A 20,115-nucleotide genomic window follows, 5' to 3' on the forward strand; every position below is an offset into this window, starting at 1 on the left:
TTACGCAAAATGGGCTCAGGCAAGACGACTGCCTCATGAGGCAGGCCGTCATTGCATTTTCGCTTGCGTAAGTCCTATCTGCATGCAGCAGTTGTGACTGGCGTGCAGGCCGGGGCTGTGCACAATGCCCTGTATGTCTGTAGCCAGCCTGATCCGACTCATGGCACTGGCCGCCCTCTGGGGCGGCAGTTTTTTATTCATGCGCGTGGCCGTACCCCATCTGGGGGCTGTGCCCACGGCCGTGGGGCGCGGCCTGTTTTCGGCGCTGGGCCTTGGCGCGGCGCTGTTTGCCATGGGCTACCGGCCCAGGCCGGGGCGCTATCTGTGGCCCTTGCTGGGGCTGGGCGTCATCAATTCCGGCATCCCCTTTCTCATGTACGCGCTGGCGGCCCAGGTGCTGCCATCGGGCTATAGCGCCATCTTCAATGCCACCACGCCGCTGGTTGCCACCGTGGTGGGAGCGCTGGTGTTTGCCGAGGCGATCACGCCCGCGCGTGTGGCTGCCGTGCTGCTGGGGATTGGCGGCGTGGCGGTGCTGGCCCAGGCCGGGCCGCTGGATCTCAGCACAGCCGTGCTGGGCGGTATGGCGGCCTGTTTTGTGGCCACGGTCTGCTATGCGTTTTCCAGCTATCTGACGCTCAGGCTGGCCGGTGCCAATGCGTCTGTGGACACGCGCGCTGCCGTTTTCATCAGCCAGCTGGGCGCGCTGATGGTGCTGACGCCGGCGCTGCTCATCGACATCGCGCTGGAGCCCGGCATGCTGGCCAGGCTGCAGGCCGCGCCGCTGCTGGCATGGGGCAATGTGGCGCTGCTGGGCTTGCTGAGCACGGCTCTGGCCTATGTGCTTTATTTCAGGCTGATCGCCGACGAGGGTCCGCAAAAAGCGCTGACCGTGACCTTCATCGTGCCCGTGTTTGCCGTGCTCTGGGGCTGGGCCCTGCTCGATGAGTCCTTGACCGCAGCTCATGCCATGGGGGGCGGGCTGATTGCGCTGTCGCTCTGGCTGGTGCTGCGCCCCAAGGCGGATTGAGTCGGCGCTAGCGGTTGCTGTATCACCAGGCCGCGGGCAGGCGAAGCTGCAAAAGCTCCAGAAAGGACTGCGCTGCATGCGGCAGCGTGCGGCCGGCCAGGGTCTGCACCTCGATATCGCGCAGATCCATGCCGCGGTCGCTGAGCGCAACGGCCACGAGCGCTCCTGTGGCCACCATGTCGCGGGCGGCGATTTCGCTGGCCACGGCAACGGCCATGCCCTGGGCCGCAAAGTTCAGCAGCGTCTTGCCGTGGTTGCTCTCCAGGGCCGGTGCCAGCATCAGTCCCTGGCGGCTGCAGGCTGCGTCCAGCAGTTGGCGCACAGCCGTGCTGGGCGGCGTCAGTGCCAGTGGGTAGCGCACCAGCCTGGCCAGTGCCACGCTGCGCTCCTGCGCCAGTTCATGGCCGGATGCCACCAGCGCCAGCACGGGCGCGGCCACGCGGCAGGCGACGGCGATGCCGGGCTCGGGGGCCCGGCTGAAACACAGGCCTATGTCGGCGATGCCGGTGCGCACGGCACCGGAAACCTCGTGTGTGGGAAGCACCGTCACCTCGAAGACGATGCCACTGTGCTGGCGCTGGAAGGCCGCGCACAGGCGCGGCAGGAATTCGCTGGCGAAGGCATCGGAGCTGGCAATGCGTACCTTGCCGCTGCGCAGGCCCTGCAAGGCCTTGATTTCGTCCAGCGCGCGCTCGGCGTCCAGCCCTGCACGGCGCGCATGATCGGCCAGGATCTCGCCGGCGGCGTTGAGCACCATGCCGCGCGGGTGGCGCTCGAACAGCGGCGTGCCCAGGCGCGCCTCCAGCGCCGCGATCTGGCGGCTGATGGCTGAGGCCGCCACATGCAGTCTGGCCGAGGCCTCGCTCAGCGAGCCGCATTGCGCGACTTCGTGGAAGTAGCGCAGCGCGGTGTCTTGCAGCAGCAGATGGCGGGACTCGGGCATGGCAGTCGGTGAAAGCAAATCGCCATTGTGCTCGGTTTGCCGTTTTGGCAACGATGGTTTGCAAATTTGCCGATAGCGGCAAATGCCTCGGCTTTTTAAGATGTCCCGTTCGATGGTTGCCGGGCAGCGGCGCCCCCTTTCGAACAAGCTGCCATTTCACCGGGAGTTGCCATGCGGGCACGGTTTACTGTTTCAACGACACGCCGACAGTGGCTTCAGGCCGCTGCGGTCGTGGCCGGCGGCTTGCTGGCCTTGCCGGCCCTGGCCCAGGGCGAGGCTGCCTGGCCCGGCCGACCGGTGCGGGTGATCGTGCCGTTTCCGGCCAGCGGCGCTACCGATCTGGTGGCACGCGTGATCGCGCAGCGTGTGTCGCAGGAGCTGGGCCAGCAGTTGGTCATCGACAACCGGCCCGGCGCTGGCGGCACCATAGGCACGGCCGAGGCCGCCAAGGCGGCGGCCGACGGCTACACGCTGCTGTTCACCACCAGCAGCACGCATGCCATCTCGCCGCATCTGATGCCCAGGCTGGCCTACAAGGCAGACAAGGACTTCAGTCCCATCGCGCATACGGCGGACGCGGCCAGCGTGCTGCTGGTCACGCCCTCGCTGCCGGTCAAGAGCGTGCAGGAGCTGATCGCCTATGCCAGGGCTAACCCCGGCAAGCTGAACTACGCCACCAGCGGCAACGGCACCATCGTGCACCTGAACACCGCCGCCTTTGCCGCCCAGGCCGGCATACAGCTCGCCCATGTGCCCTACAAGGGCACCGCGCAATCGATCACCGATCTGGCGGCAGGCCAGGTGCATCTGCTGTTCGACTCCATTCCCACGGGCATGCCCCATGTGGCCAGCGGCCGCCTGCGTGCCCTGGCCGTGACCGGCGACAGGCGCAGCACGCTGGCTCCGAATCTGCCCACGGTGGCCGAATCGGGCCTGCCAGGCTATTCCTCGGTCACCTGGTTCGGCCTCTATGGCCCGGCCGGCATGAAGCCCGAGCTGGTCGGCAGGATCAACCAGGCCTTCAACCGCGCCATCCAGAATCCCGAGGTGATCGCCAGCCTGGCCAAGCAGGGCGTGGAGCCCGCCAAGCCGCAGACGCCAGGACAGTTCGCCGCCATGGTGCAGGCCGACAGCGCACGCTGGGCCAAGGTCATCCGGGACAACCACATTACATTGGAATAAAGCACCCCCTGAGCCGCTTCGCGTCTTCCTCCTCTCTCGCTGCGGGGCGGCCCTTGCTCGGCGTGCGTCGAAGGGGTGCGCCAGTTTTAAGCGCGGCGCCCATGAATCACTGATCGGACTTAGATATGACCAACCTCGTCAAGGACTGGACGCTTCCCTATGCCTCGCACCGCTCGCCGGTGCTGGGGCGCAATGTGGTCAGCACTTCGCAGCCGCTGGCCGCGCAGGCGGGCCTGTCCATGCTGCTGGCAGGCGGCAACGCCGTGGACGCGGCGCTGGCCGCGGCGATGACGCTCACGGTGGTCGAGCCCACGGGCTGCGGCATCGGCAGTGACGGCTTTGCCATCGTCTGGGACGGCAAGGAGCTGCATGGCCTCAACGCCTCGGGCCGCTCGCCTGCGGGCTGGACGCCCGAGTACTTTGCCCAGCTGGGCGGCATTCCGGAAAAGGGCTGGAATGCCGTGACCGTGCCCGGCGCCGTGTCGGCCTGGGTGGCGCTGTCCAAGCGTTTCGGCAAGCTGCCCTTTGCGCAGGTAGCCCGGCCCGCCATCGACTATGCGCGCAACGGTTTCGCGGTCTCGCCCACGATTGCCACGCTGTGGGAGCTGGGCGGCCAAAAGCTGGGCGACCAGCCCGGCTTTGCCGAGTGCTTTTTGCCAGGCGGCCGCGCTCCCCGGGCCGGTGAAGTGTTCAGGAGCGAAGCCCATGCGCGTACGCTGGAGGAGATTGCCGAGACCATGGGCGAGTCCTTCTACCGCGGCGCGCTGGCCAGGAAGATGGCCGAGCATTCACGGGCCTGCGGCGGCGTGATGACCGAGCAAGACCTGGCCGCGCACCAGGCCGACTGGGTGGGAACGGTGTCGCAGAAGTTCGGCGATTCGGTGATCCACGAGATACCGCCCAACGGCCAGGGCATTGCCGCGCTGATGGCGCTGGGCATGCTGGACGAGCTGGGTGCGGGGGGCGCTCCGATCGGATCGCAGCCGCTGGACGGTGTGGATAGCGTGCATCTGCAGATCGAGGCCATGAAGCTGGCCTTTGCCGACCTGCACCAGTACAACGCCGACCTGGACCATATGCGCGTCACCCCCGCCCAGCTGCTGGACCGCGACTACCTGCGTGAACGCGCCCAGCTGATAGACCGCGAGCAGGCCAGCGCACCCACCTACGGCGCGCCCCGGCCCGGCGGCACGGTCTACCTGGCGGCAGCCGATGCCAGCGGCATGATGGTCTCCTTCATCCAGTCCAACTACATGGGTTTCGGCTCGGGCGTGGTCGTGCCGGGCACGGGCATCAGCCTGCAGAACCGCGGCCACGGCTTTACCACCGAGGCCGGTCATGCCAACCAGGTCGGCCCGCGCAAGCGACCCTCGCACACCATCATTCCGGCCTTTGCCATGAACGCAGACGGCACGCCGCAAATGACCTTCGGCGTGATGGGCGGGCCCATGCAGAGCCAGGGCCATCTGCAGATGGCGCTGCGCGTGCTGCGCTACGGTCAGAACCCGCAGGCTGCGGCCGATGCACCGCGCTGGCGCGTGACCGGCGGCAAGGGCGTGGCCGTGGAGCCGTCCTTCGATGCCGCCGTGGTTGAGCAGCTGCGCGCGCGCGGCCATGAGGTCCGCGTCGAGGCTGGCCACGGCGTGTTCGCCTTTGGCGGCGCCCAGCTGGTGCTGCGCGATGGCGAGCACTACGTCGCGGGCTCCGATCCGCGCAAGGACGGGTGCGCGGTGGCTTATTGAGGTCCCCCCTGAGCTGCTGCGCAGCTTCCCCCCTGGGGCGACGTGCAACGGGACGACACCTTCGGTGCGGGGCGGCCCTTCCTCGGTGTCTCTGGCTTGGGGCGCGCCGGTTTTAAGCTTGGCGCGTTGTCACAAAAGCTGCGTGTTCTGCGTCTAAGGCCTGGTGCCTGTCACACTGGGTGGCTGGCCCCTGGCCTATTTGCAGGAGACATCACGTGAGCCCCACTTCCCACACTGCGCCGTCCGCCGATGCGGGACTGCAGGATTTCGAGCGCCATCGCCCGCGCCTGTTCGGGCTGGCCTATCGCATGCTGGGCCAGCGGGCCGAGGCCGAGGATCTGGTGCAGGATGTCTGGCTGCGCTGGCAGGACAGCGAGCGCACCTCCATTGCCCAGCCCGAGGCCTGGCTGGTGACCACGGCCACGCGGCTGGCCATAGACCGGCTGCGGCGCCTGCGCGTGGAGCGCGAGCACTATGCGGGTTTCTGGCTGCCCGAGCCGCTGGTCCAGCCCTGGACCGAGGCCGCTCCCTCGGCCGAGGAGCTGCTGGAGCAGGCCCATGATGTTTCCACGGCGCTGCTGTTCGTGCTGGAGCAGCTGACGCCTGAGGAGCGCGCAGCCTTTTTGCTGCGCGAGGTCTTCGATGCCGACTACGCCGAAGTGGCCCAGGCGCTGGGCCGCAGCGAGGCCGCCTGCCGCCAGCTGGTGCACCGCGCGCGCTCCCATGTGAAGGCCGGACGGCCGCGCTTCGAGGCGCCCGCACAAGCCCATGCCGAGTTGCTGCGCCGCTTTGCCCAGGCGGCACGGGGCGGCGATCTGGCGCAGATCCAGGCGCTCTTCGCACCCGACGCCGCGCTGATCAGCGACGGCGGCGGCAAGGTGGCATCCTTTGGCCGCGTGCTGGAAACCGGGCGCCGCCTGGCGCTGCTGTACTTCGCCACGGCCCGGCGCCTGCGCCGCGACGGGCAGGAGCAGACCCTGCATCTGGCGCGCGTCAACGGCCTGCCGGGTCTGGTGCGCTGTGTGGACGGCCAGGTGGAGTCGGTGCAGACGCTGCTGGTCGAGGACGGACTGATCCGGCGCATCTACACGCTGCGCAATCCGGACAAGCTGACCCGCGTGCTGGTGCCGGCTGCCTGATTGCCTGATGGGCGATGCCGTCGTAGAAGGAGAAAAAACAATAGCTGTTACCGCATGTCAATCAATAGATTCAGATAGTTTTGTTGCTGAGTTTATTTATTACAGAGAGATAGCAGCTATGTTTATTGATGGTCCGGAGGTGGATGACGATGCCTGTCACAAACCGCACCGCTGCCGCGTCTAAGAGGTATGGGCCGGCCGCAGGGGCGGGCCTGCAATGCCTCAAGGAGTATTCACATGGCCGACATCGCCAACCCCTCCGCCAACCCAATTGCCATCCCCAAGCCGCGCCTGGACTTCCGTGCGCTGGCCCCCGAGCTCTACAAGGCGCAGGCTGGCCTCAACGCCCAGATCGCGCGCTCCAGCCTCGGTGTGCAGCTGCTGGAGCTGGTCTATCTGCGCGTCTCGCAGATCAACGGCTGCGCCTTCTGCGTGGACATGCATGTGCGCGAGCTGCTCTCGCGCGGCGAGGACCTGCAGCGCATCAACAGCGTGGTGGTCTGGCGCGAGGTGGATTTCTTCGAGATGCGCGAGCGCGCCGCGCTGAACTGGGCCGAGCGCTGCACGCAGCTGAGCCAGGCCCATCCCGGGCCGCAGGACTTTGAGGCCCTGCGCCCCTACTTCAGCGAGCGCGAGATCGTGGAGCTCAGCTACGCCATCGGCTGCATCAATGTCTGGAACCGTCTGTGCGTGGGCTTTGCGGCGCCGGTGGAGAAGAAGCCCATCACTGTCTGAACACCGGCGCACCGCCCTTAGTTCTGGGTGATCTTGCGTTCCTTGACCACCTTGCCCCATTGCTCGTATTCCTTCTTCATGAAGGCCGCGAACTCGGCCCGCGTCGTGGGCTGGGGCGTCAGGCCGTGGACCTTGAGCGCCTCGGCCACGCCGGGGTCCTTGAGCACCTTGACGATCTCCAGGTTCCAGCGGTCCAGCACGGGCGTGGGGGTCTTGCCGGGGGCGACGAAGGCATACCAGTTCAGCGCCTCGAAGCCAGGGAAGCCTGCTTCGGCCACGGTGGGAATATTGGGCATGTAGGCGGGGCGCGTCAGCCCGGTGGTGGCCAGCGGAATCAGCTTGCCGGTCTCGACATGCGGCAGGGCCGTCGGGGGCGCGGCAAAGTAGGAGGTGACGCGTTCGCCCAGCAGGTCCTGCAGGGCCGGTGCGCCGCCCTTGTAGGGCACGTGCACCATCTCCACGCCGGCGCGCTGGTTGAACAGCTCGCCCGCCAGGTGCGAGGCCGATCCCGCGCCGGTCGATGCATAGTCCACGCTGCCGGGGCTCTTCTTGGCCTTGGCCACGAACTCGGCCAGGTTCTTCACGCCAGCGCCCTTGTGCACCACCAGCACATTGGGGAAGTTCACGCCGCCCGAGATGGGTGCCAGGTCGGTGAAGGGGTTGTAGCCCACCTTCATGATGTGGGGCGCAATCGTCAGCGGGCCGATGGAGCCGAACAGCAGCACCGAACCGTCGGTCGGGGCCTTGGCCACGAACTGATGGGCGATATTGCCGCCCGCGCCGCCCTTGTTGTCCACCACTACGGTCTGGCCGATGTTCTCGCCCAGCTTCTTGGCAATCATGCGCGCTGCCGCGTCGGCGGCGCCACCAGCGGCAAAGCCCACGACCAGGGTCACGGGCTTGTTGGGCAGCCAGTCGGGTGCGGCCTGTGCTGCCGAGCCCAGGCTCAGCAGGGAGGCGGCCACGGCCGTGGCGCGCAGGAAATGGCGTTTGTTCATCATGGGATGTCTCCTTGGTCGGAAAGGAATGCCGGTATTCCGGCTGATTTTTCTGAAAGCAGGCACGGCGGGCGTGCCTGTCATGGGGCTTCGCTCAATCAGCGCCCAGGCCGATGGGGCTGGGCTCGCGCTTTTCGGTGTTGTGGCGCAGCAGGGCAGCCGTGCGGAACACGCCGTGGGCAAACTTGCCGTAGGGCAGGGTGGCAAACAGCGCAATCACGGCGCCCAGGTGCAGGCACAGCAGCAGTGCCAGCGCCGGCGTGGCGCGGCCCAGCCATAGCGCGAGGCCGCTTGCGGCCACCAGGAACAGCAGGGCGATGAAGCCCAGGTCCATGGGCTTTTGCTTGGCGTCGCCATGCAGCGGGTGACGCGCGCGGTTCAGCATCCAGAGGCCGGCCGTGCCGATCATCAGGCTCACGCCGCCCAGGGCGCCCAGAATCTTGGGCAGGCTGGGCAGCTCGTAGGGAGCGGGCAGATCGAAGACATAGTGATAGACCGTGGCCAGACCAGTGGCTGCAAAGCACAGCATGAAGCCGTAGAAGGTCAGGTGGTGGAAGCGGCGACGCTTCAAGGTGTACTCGTCGTCCTCGTTGTGGCAGCCGTCACCGTGGCCGCCGTCCAGGTATTTCAGGCGCAGCACGTCGTGCGTGGCTTCGGCAGCGGCGGGGCCGCTGACATCCACATTGCTGGTGGCGGGCTTCACATCCTTCCAGAAGCGGCGCACGCCCATGAACAGCGCGAAGACCACGAACAGAAACACTGGCGCAAAGATGCCGACCAGCAGGTTGTGCGGGAACAGGTTGTAGAAGTTGTTGCCCAGATTGCCGCTCCACAGCTGGCCAATGCCGCCTTGCGCCGCGACGGCCAGCGCCAGGAACAAGAAGAGGCCGGCGACCAGTGCCAGGGACAGGGTCAGGCCGTTCTTCTGGTACAGCTTGCCCATGGCGGGCGGCCAGGCATAGTCGGCATAGGTCTGGCCGCGCACTTCGGCCATGGCCTTGGGAATGTTGATGCCGAACTCGTGCGGCGGCGCGTACTGGCAGGCGTGCAGGCAGGCGCCGCAGTTGTGGCAGAGATTGGCCAGGTAATGCACATCGGCCTTGCCGAACTCCAGACGGCGCGTCATGGCCGGGAACACGGCGCAGAAGCCTTCGCAGTAGCGGCAGGCATTGCAGATCTGCATCACGCGCGCGACTTCGTCTTCGGCGGCGGTTTCCGTCGGTGCAGGAATGATGGGGATGACCTTGCCGGTGGCCAGGGTCTGGGCTTCCTTGCCCAGTTCTTGCAGGGATTGGATGCTCATGATTCAGACCTCGTCCTTTACGGCGCCATGGATAGCGGGTTTGCCGGCAGCCGCGAGAGCAGCATTGCGTCCGGCAATGCGGCCAAAGGCTGTGCCGATCGACATGCCCACACCGGCGGTGTAGCCCTTGCCCAGCACATTGCCGGCCATCATTTCGCCGGCCACGAACAGGTTCTGGCTGGGTTGATCCTTGAAGCGCACGGCGGACGTGTCGTCCACCTTCAGGCCCAGATAGGTGAAGGTCACGCCGGGGCGCAGTGCGTAGCCGTAGTAGGGGCCGGTATCGAGCGGGCGCGCCCAGTGCGTCTTGGCCGGAGCCAGGCCTTCGGTATGGCAGTCGTCCAGCGCGGTATGGTCGAAATGGCCGACCTTGCAGCTGCCGTTGTAGGCGTCGAGCGTGGCCATGAAGGTGTCCACGTCCAGACCCAGCTTCTGTGCCAGCTCGGGCAGCGAGTCGGCCTTCACGCCGGGGAACACCGGCGGCATGAAGCGGCCTATGGCCTTGCTGTCGATGATGGAGTAGGCCGTCTGGCCGGGCTGCTGGGCCACCAGACGGCCCCAGATCGCATAGCGCTTGGGCCAGAAGTCCTCGCCCTCGTCATAAAAGCGCTTGGCATCGCGGTTCACCACCACGCCCAGCGAGACGCAGTCGATACGCGTGCAGATGCCGCCGTCGTACAGCGGAGCGCGGGCATCGATGGCCACCATGTGCGCCTGCGTGGGATCGCCCAGGCCGTCGGCCTGCTGCTCTTGCAGCATATGCTTGAGCAGCACGCCCTGGTTGAAGGCCGTGCCGCGGATGATGAAGTTGTCGGCCGGCCATTCGCCGCGCTCGTTCTGGCCCCAGGCCTCGCGCAGCCATTCGCGGTTGGACTCGAAGCCGCCCGCCGCCAGCACGCAGCTTTTTGCCGTGATGCGCTGGCGCCCATCCTTGGTTTTGACCCATGCGGCCTGGAACCGGCCGTTCTCGATTTCGAGCTTGTCCACGGGCGATTCGTAGCGGATTTCCACGCCCAGCTTTTCGGCGCTGCGGAAATAGGCATTCACCAGCGCCTTGCCGCCGCCCATGAAGAAGGCATTGGTGCGCGCCACATGCAGCGCGCCCGACAGCGGCGGCTGGAAGTGCACGCCATGCCTGCGCATCCAGTTGCGGCAGGTCGAGGAAGCCCGGATCACCATGCGCGCCAGATGCTCGTTGGTGATGCCGCCCGTGACCTTGAGCAAGTCCTGCCAGTACTCTTCTTCGGGATAGGCCTCGGTCAGCACATCCTGGGGCGCATCGTGCATGCAGCGCAGATTGCGGGTGTGGCCGGAGTTGCCGCCGCGCCATTCGCGCGGTGCAGATTCAAGCAGCAGCACGCGGGCACCTGCTTCGCGCGCCATCAGCGCGGCGCACAGGGCGGCATTGCCACCACCGATGACGAGTACATCGGTGTCAAAGGCTTCAGTTTTCATGATGGGCTGCCACGGGGCGGTGCCTGCAGCGGTTCAACGTGGGGAAGTGTCCTTTGTCATTTCCGCTGCCGGAGCGCGGTTGACAGGGTCAGATTGGAGTTGAACGCCACTGTAGTGAGCACCGCCTCACCCGTGCAGCGGGGTGAGGGGATGGGGGTATCACCAATCGTGATGGATTGGTTCTGCCGCAGGCCGAAGGCGGCGCGATGCGGCCTTGCGCCACGGCTTGCAACCCCGGAGGAAGGCACCGGGGCCGCTGCGCTGCAGCTCCGGTGTGGCCTGGACGGCCGGCTTCAATGCACGGTGACGAGCGCGTTGAAGAGCAGCACCATGACCAGGCCCACCACGGCCACGATGGACTGCACGACCGAGATGGTCTTGGTGGCTTCGCCCATGGTCATGCCGAAGGACTCCTTGACCATCCAGAAACCGGCGTGGTTGGCATAGTTGAAGAACAGCGAGCCGCAGCCGATGGACAGGGCCAGCAGGGGCAGGTTCAGGCTGGGGTCGGCCCCCGCCAGCGGCGCCAGCAGGCCGGCAGCGCCCACGATGCCCACGGTGGCCGAGCCCGTGGAGACGGACAGCAGCATGGCGATCAGCCAGCCCAGGATCAGCGGCGGGAAGGCGAACTGCTGGGTCAGATGGACGATGGCATCACCGACCTTGGCGCTGGTCAGCATCTGCTGGAAGGCGCCGCCGCCGGCAATGATCATGATGATGGAGGCAATGGGCTTGAGGCTCTTGCCCAGCGCGTCGCGCAGCTTTTCGGTATCGCCGCCACGGGCCATCACCAGGACCACGATGGCGAACAGCACGCCCAGCAGCATGGCGATCAGGGGATTGCCCAGAAAGCTGGCCACATGCATGGCTGCCGCATCCTTGGGCAGCAGCATCTCGGCAACAGCGTGGATCAGCATCAAAATGGCGGGCAGCAGGGCCGCCAGCACGCCCAGGGCGATGCTGGGCTGCTGGCCGGCAGTGGCTTTCTCGGTGATGGTGAACTGGTCCAGCAAGGCCTGGTCGGGCTTGGTGCTCATGCGTGGGGCGATGAAGGCGCCATACAGCGGGCCACCGAGAACCATGGCCGGAATGGCGGCCAGAAAGCCGTACAGCATGGTCGGGCCGACCGTGGTCTTGAGGGTGGCGATGGCGGTCAGGGGGCCGGGATGGGGCGGAACCATGCCGTGCATGGCCGCCAGTGCCGAGATCACGGGCACGCCGACGTAGACATAGGCCGAGCCCTTGAAACGGGCCTGGCCTTCCAGCTTGCGCGCCACGCTGAAGATCAGCGGCAGCATGACCACCAGGCCGACCTCGAAGAACATCGGGATGCCGACGATGAAGGCCACCAGGGTCATGGCCCAGGGGATCATGCGATCGGAGGAGTGCCTGAGAATGGCTTCGGCGATCTGCTCGGTGATGCCGGCATCGGCCAGGATCTTGCCCAGCATGGCGCCCAGCGCGATCACGACGCCCACGGCACCCAGCGTTTTGCCCGCGCCGTTGGTCAGCTGCTTGACGATGGTTTCCGGATCCATGCCGGTGGCAAAGCCGACGCCGACCGAGACGATGAGCAGGGCCAGCAGCGGGTGCAGCTTGATGCGTGAAACGATCAAGGCGACCAGCACCAGCACGCTGACCAGGGCGGTCAGCAGCAACTGAATATCGAGAGATGTCATAAATGAACCTTGGTTTTGGCTGGCTGTCCTGAAGCGCACTTCACATCCAGCACGAGGCAAGGCTCATATTAAAAAAGCGCACTCGCACCCGCTGTAGGCTGGCGCCGTCGGCGTGATGCAAGATGGATGTCGAGATGCGGCCCAGGGGGCGCAACAGCAATGTTGTAATGAAGATCTAGGTTTGCCATGAGGTATGAGCTTCACATGACAACAAAGTTGCTGTGGAAATTACGTAAGGACTGAGCCTTGATTTCCCGGCGTCGCCCATGGCCAGCCAGCTTCGCATTCATCCTCTGCCTGGAAGGCGGGGGCTCAATCCGTCAGCGATGCTCCCCGCCAGACTCCGGAATGCACCAGTTGCCTGGCGCAGTCCGTCAAGACAACGCGTGCCGCCAGGGCGGCGGGCGAGAGCTCGTCGTCCGACAGGCTGCACAGCGCGGCCTTGCGCCGCACCGAGTCATCGGCGATCTGGGACCACTGAAAACGCTCGGCTGCATCACGGTACATGCCCACGGCTGACCAGGGCTGGACCGTGGCGCCCATGCCGGCGTCGACCGCTTCCATCAGCAGGGTCAGCGAGTCGATCTCCATGGCCATCTGCGACTGGAAACCGGCACTGGTGAACGAGGCCATGATGGAGCTGCGCAGGCCGTGGCTGCCCGAGGGCAGGATCAGCGGCACCTGCTGCAGCTGCTCCAGGCTGATGGGCACTTCATGCCGAATCTGCGGTGCCACCGGTTGCTGGCGCGACTGGATCAGAAACAGCTGCTCTTCCAGCAGAGGCATCACGCTCCATCGCCGGGCGCTCTGAGTATCGAAAAGGATAGCCAGATCCAGCTGTCTGGCGTTGAGAAGACTCGTCAGATGCCCCGAGAGGGCTGACACCATGTGCAGCCTCACCTCGGGGTAGCGCTCGCGCATGGCACGCATCAGCGGCAGGCCCAGCACATTGGCAATCGTGGGGGACAGGCCCATGCTGACGGCACCCGACAGCCGCGCCTGCTGGGCCGCGTGAATGGCCTGCTGGGCATGGCGCAGGGTCAGCTGGGCCTGGTGGAAAAAGGCCTGGCCGGCCTCGGTGGGGATGACTCCGCGTGGTGTGCGCTGCAGCAGCCGGGTCGAGAGTTCGGACTCCAGGCGGCTGATCTGCTGGCTCAGCGCCGACTGCACCATGTCCAGATCCAGCGCTGCCCGGCTCATGGAGCCCAGTTCAACAATTCGTACAAAGTAGCGCAGCTGGCGCAGTTCCATGGCAAATCCTCACGCCCGCAGCAGTTGACGGGCGCTGGGATAATCGCATACCTATGAGCAACAAGCAGCGTGTCGTGGTGGGTTTGTCGGGCGGTGTGGATTCCGCCGTCACCGCCTATCTTCTCAAAAAGCAGGGCCACGAGGTCGTCGGCATCTTCATGAAGAACTGGGAAGATGACGACGACAGTGAGTACTGCTCGTCGAATATCGACTTTGTCGATGCGGCGGCCGTGGCCGACGTGATCGGCATCGAGATCGAGCATGTGAACTTTGCGGCAGACTACAAGGACCGCGTGTTTGCCGAGTTCCTGCGCGAGTATCAGGCCGGTCGCACGCCCAATCCGGACGTGCTGTGCAATGCGGAGATCAAGTTCAAGGCCTTCCTGGACCACGCCATGCGCCTGGGGGCAGAAAAGATCGCCACCGGCCACTATGCACGCGTGCGCCAGAATCCGTCCACCCAGCTGTTCGAGCTGCTCAAGGGCCTGGATAACAGCAAGGATCAGAGCTATTTCCTGCACCGCCTGAACCAGGCCCAGCTGTCCAAGGCGATGTTTCCTGTGGGCGAGCTGCACAAGACCGAGGTGCGTCGCATTGCCGAAGAGATCGGCCTGCCCAACGCCAGGAAGAAGGACTCGACGGGCATCTGCTTCATCGGAGAGCGCCCGTTCCGCGACTTTCTGAACCGCTACATCAGCAAGGAGCCGGGTCTCATCCTGGACGACCGCAACCGCAAGCTGGGCAAGCATGTGGGCCTGTCCTTCTATACGCTGGGCCAGCGTTCGGGTCTGGGCATCGGCGGCGTCAAGGAAAAGGGTGCCGCCCGTGGTGCGGGTGACCATGCGCCCTGGTTTGTGGCACGCAAGGAAATGGACAAGAACATTCTGCGCGTGGTGCAGGGCCATGACCATCCGCTGCTTCAGTCGCATGCCCTGCTGGCCGATCAGGTCAGCTGGGTGGCCGGCCATGCCCCGGCCGAGGGCAAGGCCTACGGCTCCAAGACACGCTACCGTCAGCCCGATTCGCCTGCGCTGATTTCCCAGGCCACGGATGCCGGCTTCCGTCTGGACTTTCCCGAAGCGCAATGGGCTGTCACCCCTGGTCAGTCCGCCGTGCTCTATGACGGCGATGTCTGCCTGGGAGGCGGCATCATTGCGCAGGTCGATCCTGCGGCCGCTAGGTAATCGTCAGGTAGGCGCTAGTAGTCGCGGTTTTCATCAAACCACTGCTGGGCCTGCTCATCCGTCAGCTTCAGTGACAGCGCCGCAGGCAGTTGTGCCAGTTGCTGCACGGCCAGCCCCAGGTCTTCACGCTCGCTGGTTTCAATGCCCTTGACTGTGTTGAAGCGGGCGGTAAAGGTCGTCAGTGCAGCTTGCACATGGCCAAGGCTGCTTGCTGTGCCAATTTCTTGTTCGGCCAGCTCATAGGCTGCATGCGCAATCCTGGCACGGGCTGCGGGCCAGCCCGCAAATGGCCGCCCATATTCTTTGGCCCACCATTCAGGCTTGCGTAACTGGCTGACGGATGTGTAGTCAGCCCAGGGCCGAGCCTTGGCACGGTCCTTGAGTTGCTGGCGCAGGCGTTTGCCAGCGGCTTCTTCCACGTTGTAGGCGATGAAGAAGTCCAGCTCCGGCCAGGTTGGCAGCGCAGGCAGTCCCGACAGATGGCGCATAAAACGCAGTGATAGCGCCTTGAGCTGCGTACATGATGAAAGCTGGGCCAAATCGCTGTGGTTACCCCACAGGGAGAGCGATTCCAGCTTCGAAAACTGCAGCAGGTTTTGCAGCGAAATGGGTTGCTTTCCCGCTCCGTTGCGCAGCTCCAGCGTGGCGACCTGTTTCAGGCTGCCCATGTCGGGCAGCTGAAAGGCTTCGTCGGCCGGGTTCTTGCTGGTGGCCGGGCTCAAACTCAGGCTTTCAGGCAGGCCTGCGGTGACGGTGATTTGCTCCAGATTGCCATGCAGATGAAGGCGCATGCCCTGCTGCGGCAGCTTCAGGTGGATGTGGCCCTGATTGCCCGCTTGCAGATGAATGCTCAGCTCGCGAATCTGTGACTGGCTGGCGTCGATATGTACATCCTGCCGCAGCTGCGGGTGCCAGCTGAAGTTTTCGATAGGGCGCAGTTGCGCCCACGTGAAGAAGCCGCTGTCATTGCCCGTGTAGTAGAAGCTGCGCGGCCAGGGCGAGCCAGCGGGCGTGGCAAAGGGGTCAAAGCAGGGCCAGAGCACGCAGGCGTCGACAGGCAGCCACAGGTCCGCTGTTTTCAACAGCGTCCTGGGGCCAAGGGTCAGGCTGCCCTGACCGGGGCTGGTTTTGAGTCTGTGCGGCGCGTCAGGCGTCAGCTCAAGGGTGAAGACGCCATCTTCATGCGGTGTTCCATCGATAAGCAGGGGCATGCAGAAAGCTTAGCGCAGTTACCAGATGCTCTGGGGAGACGGCACGGAGCTCTGTACTTCGGTGTGGCGTTGTACCTTGCCGAACAGCGGCAGGCTGGCACGCAGCTCGGTGCGACCGGGGCGGGACTGTATGACCAGAGTGCCTTGCAGGCGTTCCAGTCGCGCCAGCATGCTGCGCATGCCCACGCCCATGCTGTTGATCTGTGTGCTATCCAAATCAAAGCCTGTGCCGTTGTCCTCGATCTGCAACTGCAACTCCCTGGAATCGGGAATCTCCAGCCGAACCTGGACTTGACTGGCGCGGCTGTGCTTGATGACATTGGTCAATGCCTCTTCCAGCACGCGGGTCAGCGTCAGGCACTGAATGGGGCTGGGCGCGTGGGTCCAGTATTCGGGCAGACACCACTTCACCTGAATGTCCAGTTCCTCGAACAGCCGTGCAAAGCGGTGGCGCAGCGGAGCAAGCCACTGCATGGGTGTCTCGGGAACCTGGATGGCGGTGCTGGTGCCGGTATCAATCATCTGACGCAGGTCGTCACGCATGAGCTTGAGCATGGACAACACCTGGGCATTGGGCAGCGGGGCGCTGCTTTGCTCGACCAGGGCAATGGAGCGCACCAGAGAGCCGCCCAGGCCATCGTGCAGATCCTGGGAAATGCGCAGACGCTCCTGCAGGCGGGAGTGGCTCAGAGCCAGATGGTGTTCCCTCTCCAGGGTTTGGCTCAGGTCGTCGCAGGCCTGTGTGACGGTGAGACTGAGTTCGTGGTTGAAGTGCTCGATGCGGCGCATATTCCACACGATCTGTCGCCCGAGCAACCACGCGATCACCAGCATGCTCAGCAAGGTGGTGTAGGGAGTCAGCGTCAGATTGTGATCCAGGGTCTTGGTCAGCAGCAGCAGGTCGTGCACGCCGATGGCCAGGTAGAGCACGAAGCAAAGGCTGAAAGCGATGTGGGCTGGCGTGCGTGTCTGCAGCGCGCGCAGTGGAAACAGCAGGCAGACTAAAGCGCAAAGACAGAACATCAGCAGCCAGACGGCCCGGCTCAGCGCCATCTGTGCATCGGGCACAGACAGTGCAAATACGGCACAGAGGCTGCATATGCCGGCCAGCGTACGTTCCAGCCGCATGAGGCGTAATTCCCCAAAGCGCAGCGTAAAAATGCAGAAGGTGTAGGTAAATGCAATGAAAGCCAGCAGATTGCCCTTGGCAAAGGCCGGCGTGCTGCTGAAGGGCCAGGGATCAGTCATGACCATAAAGCAGAGCATCAGTGCCCAGCACATCAGATTGAGTGCGTACCAGCCATAGAGTTTTTGATTGCGGTTGTGGAGCCAGGCAAACGAAAACAGCAGACATAGCACCAGGCTGACCGTGATGCAGACCATATAAATGGTGCGCAGGCTCCAGGTTGCCTGTGCCGTCCATTGCTTGAGCTCGGCTGGATGGCCTATGCGCAGCCGCCCCAGGCCTGGCGTCTGGGTGCTGAGCCCGTGGACGCGCACCCAGATGCTGTTGCCCTGTTCCTTGAGCAGCGCCTTGGGAAGCAGCCAGTAGCGTGGCATATTCCAGCTGCGACTCAGCGGCTCCACCAGCGATTGATCGCGCCAGATCAGTTCTGAATTCACGAACACCTCGCCCGCCATCACGATATTGACGACGGCCAGCGCCACGGGCTGATCGCGCCCGCAGGGGCTCTCCCAATCGATGCGGTACCAGGCTGCACCGTCATAGCCGGGCCAGCGTTGACTCCAGTCATCCAGCCCCGGCACATCCACCCATTGCAGCAAGGCCGCATCGGGTGGAGGCCCATCGGGCAGTGCCTTGGCCGATTGGCGGGCCACAATGCGCGGTTCGCAGAGCAGATCCTGAGGCCTGAGCTCCTGTGCCCAGGCCACGCCGCAACTGACGCCCATGACGAGCGCAAATATCAGGCGGAGCATGAGAGCCGACCGCTTGAACATTCAGCTCAGCAAACCGCGTGCCCGGGCCTCGCTGACCGCCTTGGTGCGCGAAGGCACGGCCAGCTTGCGGTAAATGTTCTTCACATGGCATTCCACGGTGTAGCGGGAGAGAAAGAGCGACTCTGCGATCTCCCGGTTGGTCATGCCGTCTGCGACCAGCTTGAGGATCTGGATTTCGCGGGCGCTGAGTATGGCCTCGGGCGGCATCTCCTTGTGCGCTTCCGTAGGCTGGGAAGGCTGCAACTCGGCAATGATGCGCCGTGCAATGAAAGGGTCGATGGGGGCGCCACCACGCAGCACACTGCGTATGGACAAGGTGACTTCCAGATCGTCGCGCTCCTTGAGCACATAGCCGTTGGCCCCGGCACGCAGCGCCGACAGAATGGCGTCCTCGGTGCTCCAGGCGGAGATGACCAGAATGCCCATGCCGGGGTCGGCGGCGCGCAACTGGCTGATCAGCTCTATGCCGCTGCCGTCGGGCAAGCCCAGATCCACCAGTGCCATGGCGACAGGATGCTCCGCCAGCCGGGCGCGTGCCTGCCCCAGGGTTGCAGCAAAGATGAGAGCATCATCCGCATATCCGAGACCATGCAAAATGCTTTCCAGCCGATTGCGGATCAGCGGCTCATCCTCCACCACGATCAAGGGGCTGGGGAGAATGGACTCTGTAGGGAGGGAGAAAGTCTCTGCCATATAGTGTGATGTGCCGCTGGTTTTCGTGTCCCACTGTTACCGAGATCAGGTCGCTTGGCTATCACTGAAAACTGGTAATTTGAGGTGCATGCGGAGTCTGCGCCCAAAGCGCAAGCGAACTCCGTGGCCTGCAATTCCCATGACGTCAGAAGCAATACGCCGGCGGCGGCTCCAAGAGGCAGTTGGCTAAACTTGCCTGCATTGATCACGCCTGGCCTTGCAATGCTGGGCGTTTGTCCGTTCAAGGTGCAACGGACAGAGAACTCAGGATTATTTTCCATGGATGCCATGCTCGGTGCCGATTTCTGGATCGGCTTGTTCAAGATCGTCTGGATCAACATCATTCTCTCGGGTGACAACGCGGTGGTCATTGCTCTGGCCGCACGTGGCCTGCCGCCGCAGCAGCAGAAAAAAGCGGTGCTGTTTGGCTCCGGCGCCGCCGTGGTGTTGCGTATTGCCTTGACAGTGGTGGCCGCCAAGCTGATGCAGCTGCCATTCGTCGAGGTGATCGGTGGCCTGCTGCTGCTGTGGATTGGCGTGGGCCTGCTCAAGGGCGAAGATGAAGAAGAGAACTCCGGCAGCGTGGCCGGGCAGGGCATGATGGCTGCCGTTCGCACCATTTTGCTCGCCGATCTGGTCATGAGTCTGGACAATGTGATCGCCGTGGCTGCGGCAGCGGGCGGCGATATGCTGCTGCTGATTCTGGGCCTGGCCATCAGCATTCCGCTGGTCATCTTTGGCTCCACGCTGATGATCAAGCTGATGGAGCGCTTTCCAGTCATCGTCACTCTGGGCGCGGCACTGATTGGCTGGGTGGCCGGCGAAACCATCACCAGCGACCATATGCTCGAAGGTTTTGTACGGATCAATCCCTGGGCGCATTACGCAGCGGCCGCCTGCGGCGCCTTGCTGGTGATTGCAATGGGCAAGTGGATGCAGCTCAAGGCTGCCGCGCAGGGCGGCACTGCCTGAGCCTGGGGTTGCTGAAAGCAAAAATGCCCGCATTCAAGGCGGGCATTTTGTGTTGTGTGCGCCGCAGCAGCCGGCCTACAGGAATGAGTAAAAGCAGCGGAAGGGAATCTTGCGCTCTGCCCAGAAGTCCGCAGTATCGCGGAACACGTCCAGCAACTGCTCGCGCACTTCCTTGTCGAACTTGGGAGTGGTCGGAATCTGGTCGAGCACCACCACAAAACCGGGTTGCGGGCCGGATTTGTTGATCGGGTCGGTCATGCAGTCATACAGCGCATCCCAGTTCTTGCCAAAGTGTGCCGGCAGGTAGAACTGGGTGGACAGCAGCTCGAAAACATCGGCCTTGGTCTGGGCATGGGCCAGGTTGGCATAGAGGAAATGGGAGCCCAGTGCCTCTGCTGCTGCCTGAAGATCAGGAATGCGATAGGCGCGAATGGATTGCACGATGTTCGGGCGAACATTGCGCAACGGTGTTTCCGAGGGCTTACGAAGTGGCGTGTCCATCTCCGTGATTCTTTCTAAAAACATCAAAACTGGTGGCAGAGTCGGTACTGACAGCGCTGTAGGCTGTCTGCGCAAACCGCCGCTGCGGAATTCAAGAGGTCAAAAGCCGCTTTATGGCGGGCCTGGAGGGCGTCTTTT

Annotated in this window: 18 protein-coding genes; 8 read left to right on the forward strand and 10 right to left on the reverse strand. The window is 64.3% G+C overall.

Going from position 1 to position 20,115, the window contains the following annotated elements; genetic code table 11:
* The first annotated feature begins 133 nt into the window (after positions 1–133).
* Complete coding sequence (locus DFO48_RS13850; protein ID WP_034347943.1) at positions 134–1,030, forward strand: DMT family transporter; 897 nt, start codon at positions 134–136, stop codon at positions 1,028–1,030.
* Between the two features lie 22 nt (positions 1,031–1,052).
* Here the strand turns inward: DFO48_RS13850 and DFO48_RS13855 are convergent, their stop codons facing one another.
* Positions 1,053–1,973, reverse strand: coding sequence for a LysR family transcriptional regulator (locus DFO48_RS13855; protein WP_003072320.1), 921 nt, complete (start codon positions 1,971–1,973; stop codon positions 1,053–1,055).
* Between the two features lie 171 nt (positions 1,974–2,144).
* Between DFO48_RS13855 and DFO48_RS13860 the strand changes: the two genes are divergently transcribed.
* The 5 genes from DFO48_RS13860 (at position 2,145) to DFO48_RS13875 (ending at position 6,771) form a co-directional block, all read left to right on the forward strand.
* Positions 2,145–3,155: a tripartite tricarboxylate transporter substrate binding protein gene (locus tag DFO48_RS13860; protein ID WP_114863743.1), complete on the forward strand. Its 1,011-nt coding sequence runs from the start codon at positions 2,145–2,147 to the stop codon at positions 3,153–3,155.
* A gap of 125 nt (positions 3,156–3,280) precedes the next feature.
* Positions 3,281–4,897, forward strand: a complete 1,617-nt coding sequence (locus tag DFO48_RS13865) for a gamma-glutamyltransferase family protein (RefSeq protein WP_114863744.1) — start codon at positions 3,281–3,283, stop codon at positions 4,895–4,897.
* 215 nt (positions 4,898–5,112) lie between these two features.
* Positions 5,113–6,036: an RNA polymerase sigma-70 factor gene (locus DFO48_RS13870; protein WP_114863745.1), complete on the forward strand. Its 924-nt coding sequence runs from the start codon at positions 5,113–5,115 to the stop codon at positions 6,034–6,036.
* A 7-nt stretch (positions 6,037–6,043) separates the two neighbouring features.
* Positions 6,044–6,220, forward strand: a complete 177-nt coding sequence (locus DFO48_RS25285; protein WP_158545666.1) for a hypothetical protein — start codon at positions 6,044–6,046, stop codon at positions 6,218–6,220.
* 53 nt (positions 6,221–6,273) lie between these two features.
* The gene (locus tag DFO48_RS13875; protein ID WP_114863746.1) at positions 6,274–6,771 is read left to right on the forward strand and encodes a carboxymuconolactone decarboxylase family protein; all 498 of its coding nucleotides are present in this window, start codon (positions 6,274–6,276) and stop codon (positions 6,769–6,771) included.
* 17 nt (positions 6,772–6,788) lie between these two features.
* Here DFO48_RS13875 and DFO48_RS13880 read toward each other — a convergent pair whose 3' ends face one another.
* The 5 genes from DFO48_RS13880 to DFO48_RS13900 form a co-directional block, all read right to left on the reverse strand.
* Positions 6,789–7,772 (reverse strand): tripartite tricarboxylate transporter substrate binding protein, encoded by a 984-nt coding sequence (locus DFO48_RS13880; protein WP_003072332.1) that lies wholly within the window; start codon positions 7,770–7,772, stop codon positions 6,789–6,791.
* Between the two features lie 91 nt (positions 7,773–7,863).
* Positions 7,864–9,072: a tricarballylate utilization 4Fe-4S protein TcuB gene (tcuB, locus tag DFO48_RS13885; RefSeq protein ID WP_003072334.1), complete on the reverse strand. Its 1,209-nt coding sequence runs from the start codon at positions 9,070–9,072 to the stop codon at positions 7,864–7,866.
* A gap of 3 nt (positions 9,073–9,075) precedes the next feature.
* Positions 9,076–10,527, reverse strand: a complete 1,452-nt coding sequence (tcuA, locus tag DFO48_RS13890; RefSeq protein WP_114863747.1) for an FAD-dependent tricarballylate dehydrogenase TcuA — start codon at positions 10,525–10,527, stop codon at positions 9,076–9,078.
* 293 nt (positions 10,528–10,820) lie between these two features.
* Positions 10,821–12,206, reverse strand: a complete 1,386-nt coding sequence (locus DFO48_RS13895; RefSeq protein WP_114863748.1) for a GntP family permease — start codon at positions 12,204–12,206, stop codon at positions 10,821–10,823.
* Between the two features lie 312 nt (positions 12,207–12,518).
* Complete coding sequence (locus DFO48_RS13900) at positions 12,519–13,457, reverse strand: LysR substrate-binding domain-containing protein (RefSeq protein WP_003072340.1); 939 nt, start codon at positions 13,455–13,457, stop codon at positions 12,519–12,521.
* Between the two features lie 53 nt (positions 13,458–13,510).
* On the opposite strand from DFO48_RS13900, the gene mnmA reads away from it, so the two are divergent.
* On the forward strand, positions 13,511–14,641 hold the full coding sequence (gene mnmA, locus DFO48_RS13905; protein WP_003072342.1) for a tRNA 2-thiouridine(34) synthase MnmA: 1,131 nt from the start codon (positions 13,511–13,513) through the stop codon (positions 14,639–14,641).
* 14 nt (positions 14,642–14,655) lie between these two features.
* Here mnmA and DFO48_RS13910 read toward each other — a convergent pair whose 3' ends face one another.
* Genes DFO48_RS13910 through DFO48_RS13920 form a run of 3 tightly spaced genes read right to left on the reverse strand, consistent with a single transcriptional unit; the run spans position 14,656 to position 18,504 of the window.
* Positions 14,656–15,852: a hypothetical protein gene (locus DFO48_RS13910; protein ID WP_003072344.1), complete on the reverse strand. Its 1,197-nt coding sequence runs from the start codon at positions 15,850–15,852 to the stop codon at positions 14,656–14,658.
* Positions 15,853–15,870: 18 nt separating this feature from the next.
* Positions 15,871–17,790, reverse strand: a complete 1,920-nt coding sequence (locus tag DFO48_RS13915) for an ATP-binding protein (RefSeq protein WP_233506395.1) — start codon at positions 17,788–17,790, stop codon at positions 15,871–15,873.
* A gap of 21 nt (positions 17,791–17,811) precedes the next feature.
* Complete coding sequence (locus DFO48_RS13920) at positions 17,812–18,504, reverse strand: response regulator transcription factor (RefSeq protein ID WP_034347946.1); 693 nt, start codon at positions 18,502–18,504, stop codon at positions 17,812–17,814.
* A gap of 279 nt (positions 18,505–18,783) precedes the next feature.
* Here DFO48_RS13920 and DFO48_RS13925 point away from each other — a divergent pair, with 279 nt between their 5' ends.
* A complete protein-coding gene (locus tag DFO48_RS13925) occupies positions 18,784–19,476 on the forward strand; it encodes a TerC family protein (protein WP_114863750.1) in 693 nt (230 codons plus the stop codon).
* A gap of 75 nt (positions 19,477–19,551) precedes the next feature.
* Here DFO48_RS13925 and DFO48_RS13930 read toward each other — a convergent pair whose 3' ends face one another.
* The gene (locus DFO48_RS13930; RefSeq protein WP_003072350.1) at positions 19,552–19,977 is read right to left on the reverse strand and encodes a barstar family protein; all 426 of its coding nucleotides are present in this window, start codon (positions 19,975–19,977) and stop codon (positions 19,552–19,554) included.
* Positions 19,978–20,115: the final 138 nt, after the last annotated feature.

The sequence above is a fragment of the Comamonas sp. AG1104 genome (assembly GCF_003350425.1).
Classification (GTDB): domain Bacteria; phylum Pseudomonadota; class Gammaproteobacteria; order Burkholderiales; family Burkholderiaceae_C; genus Comamonas; species Comamonas testosteroni.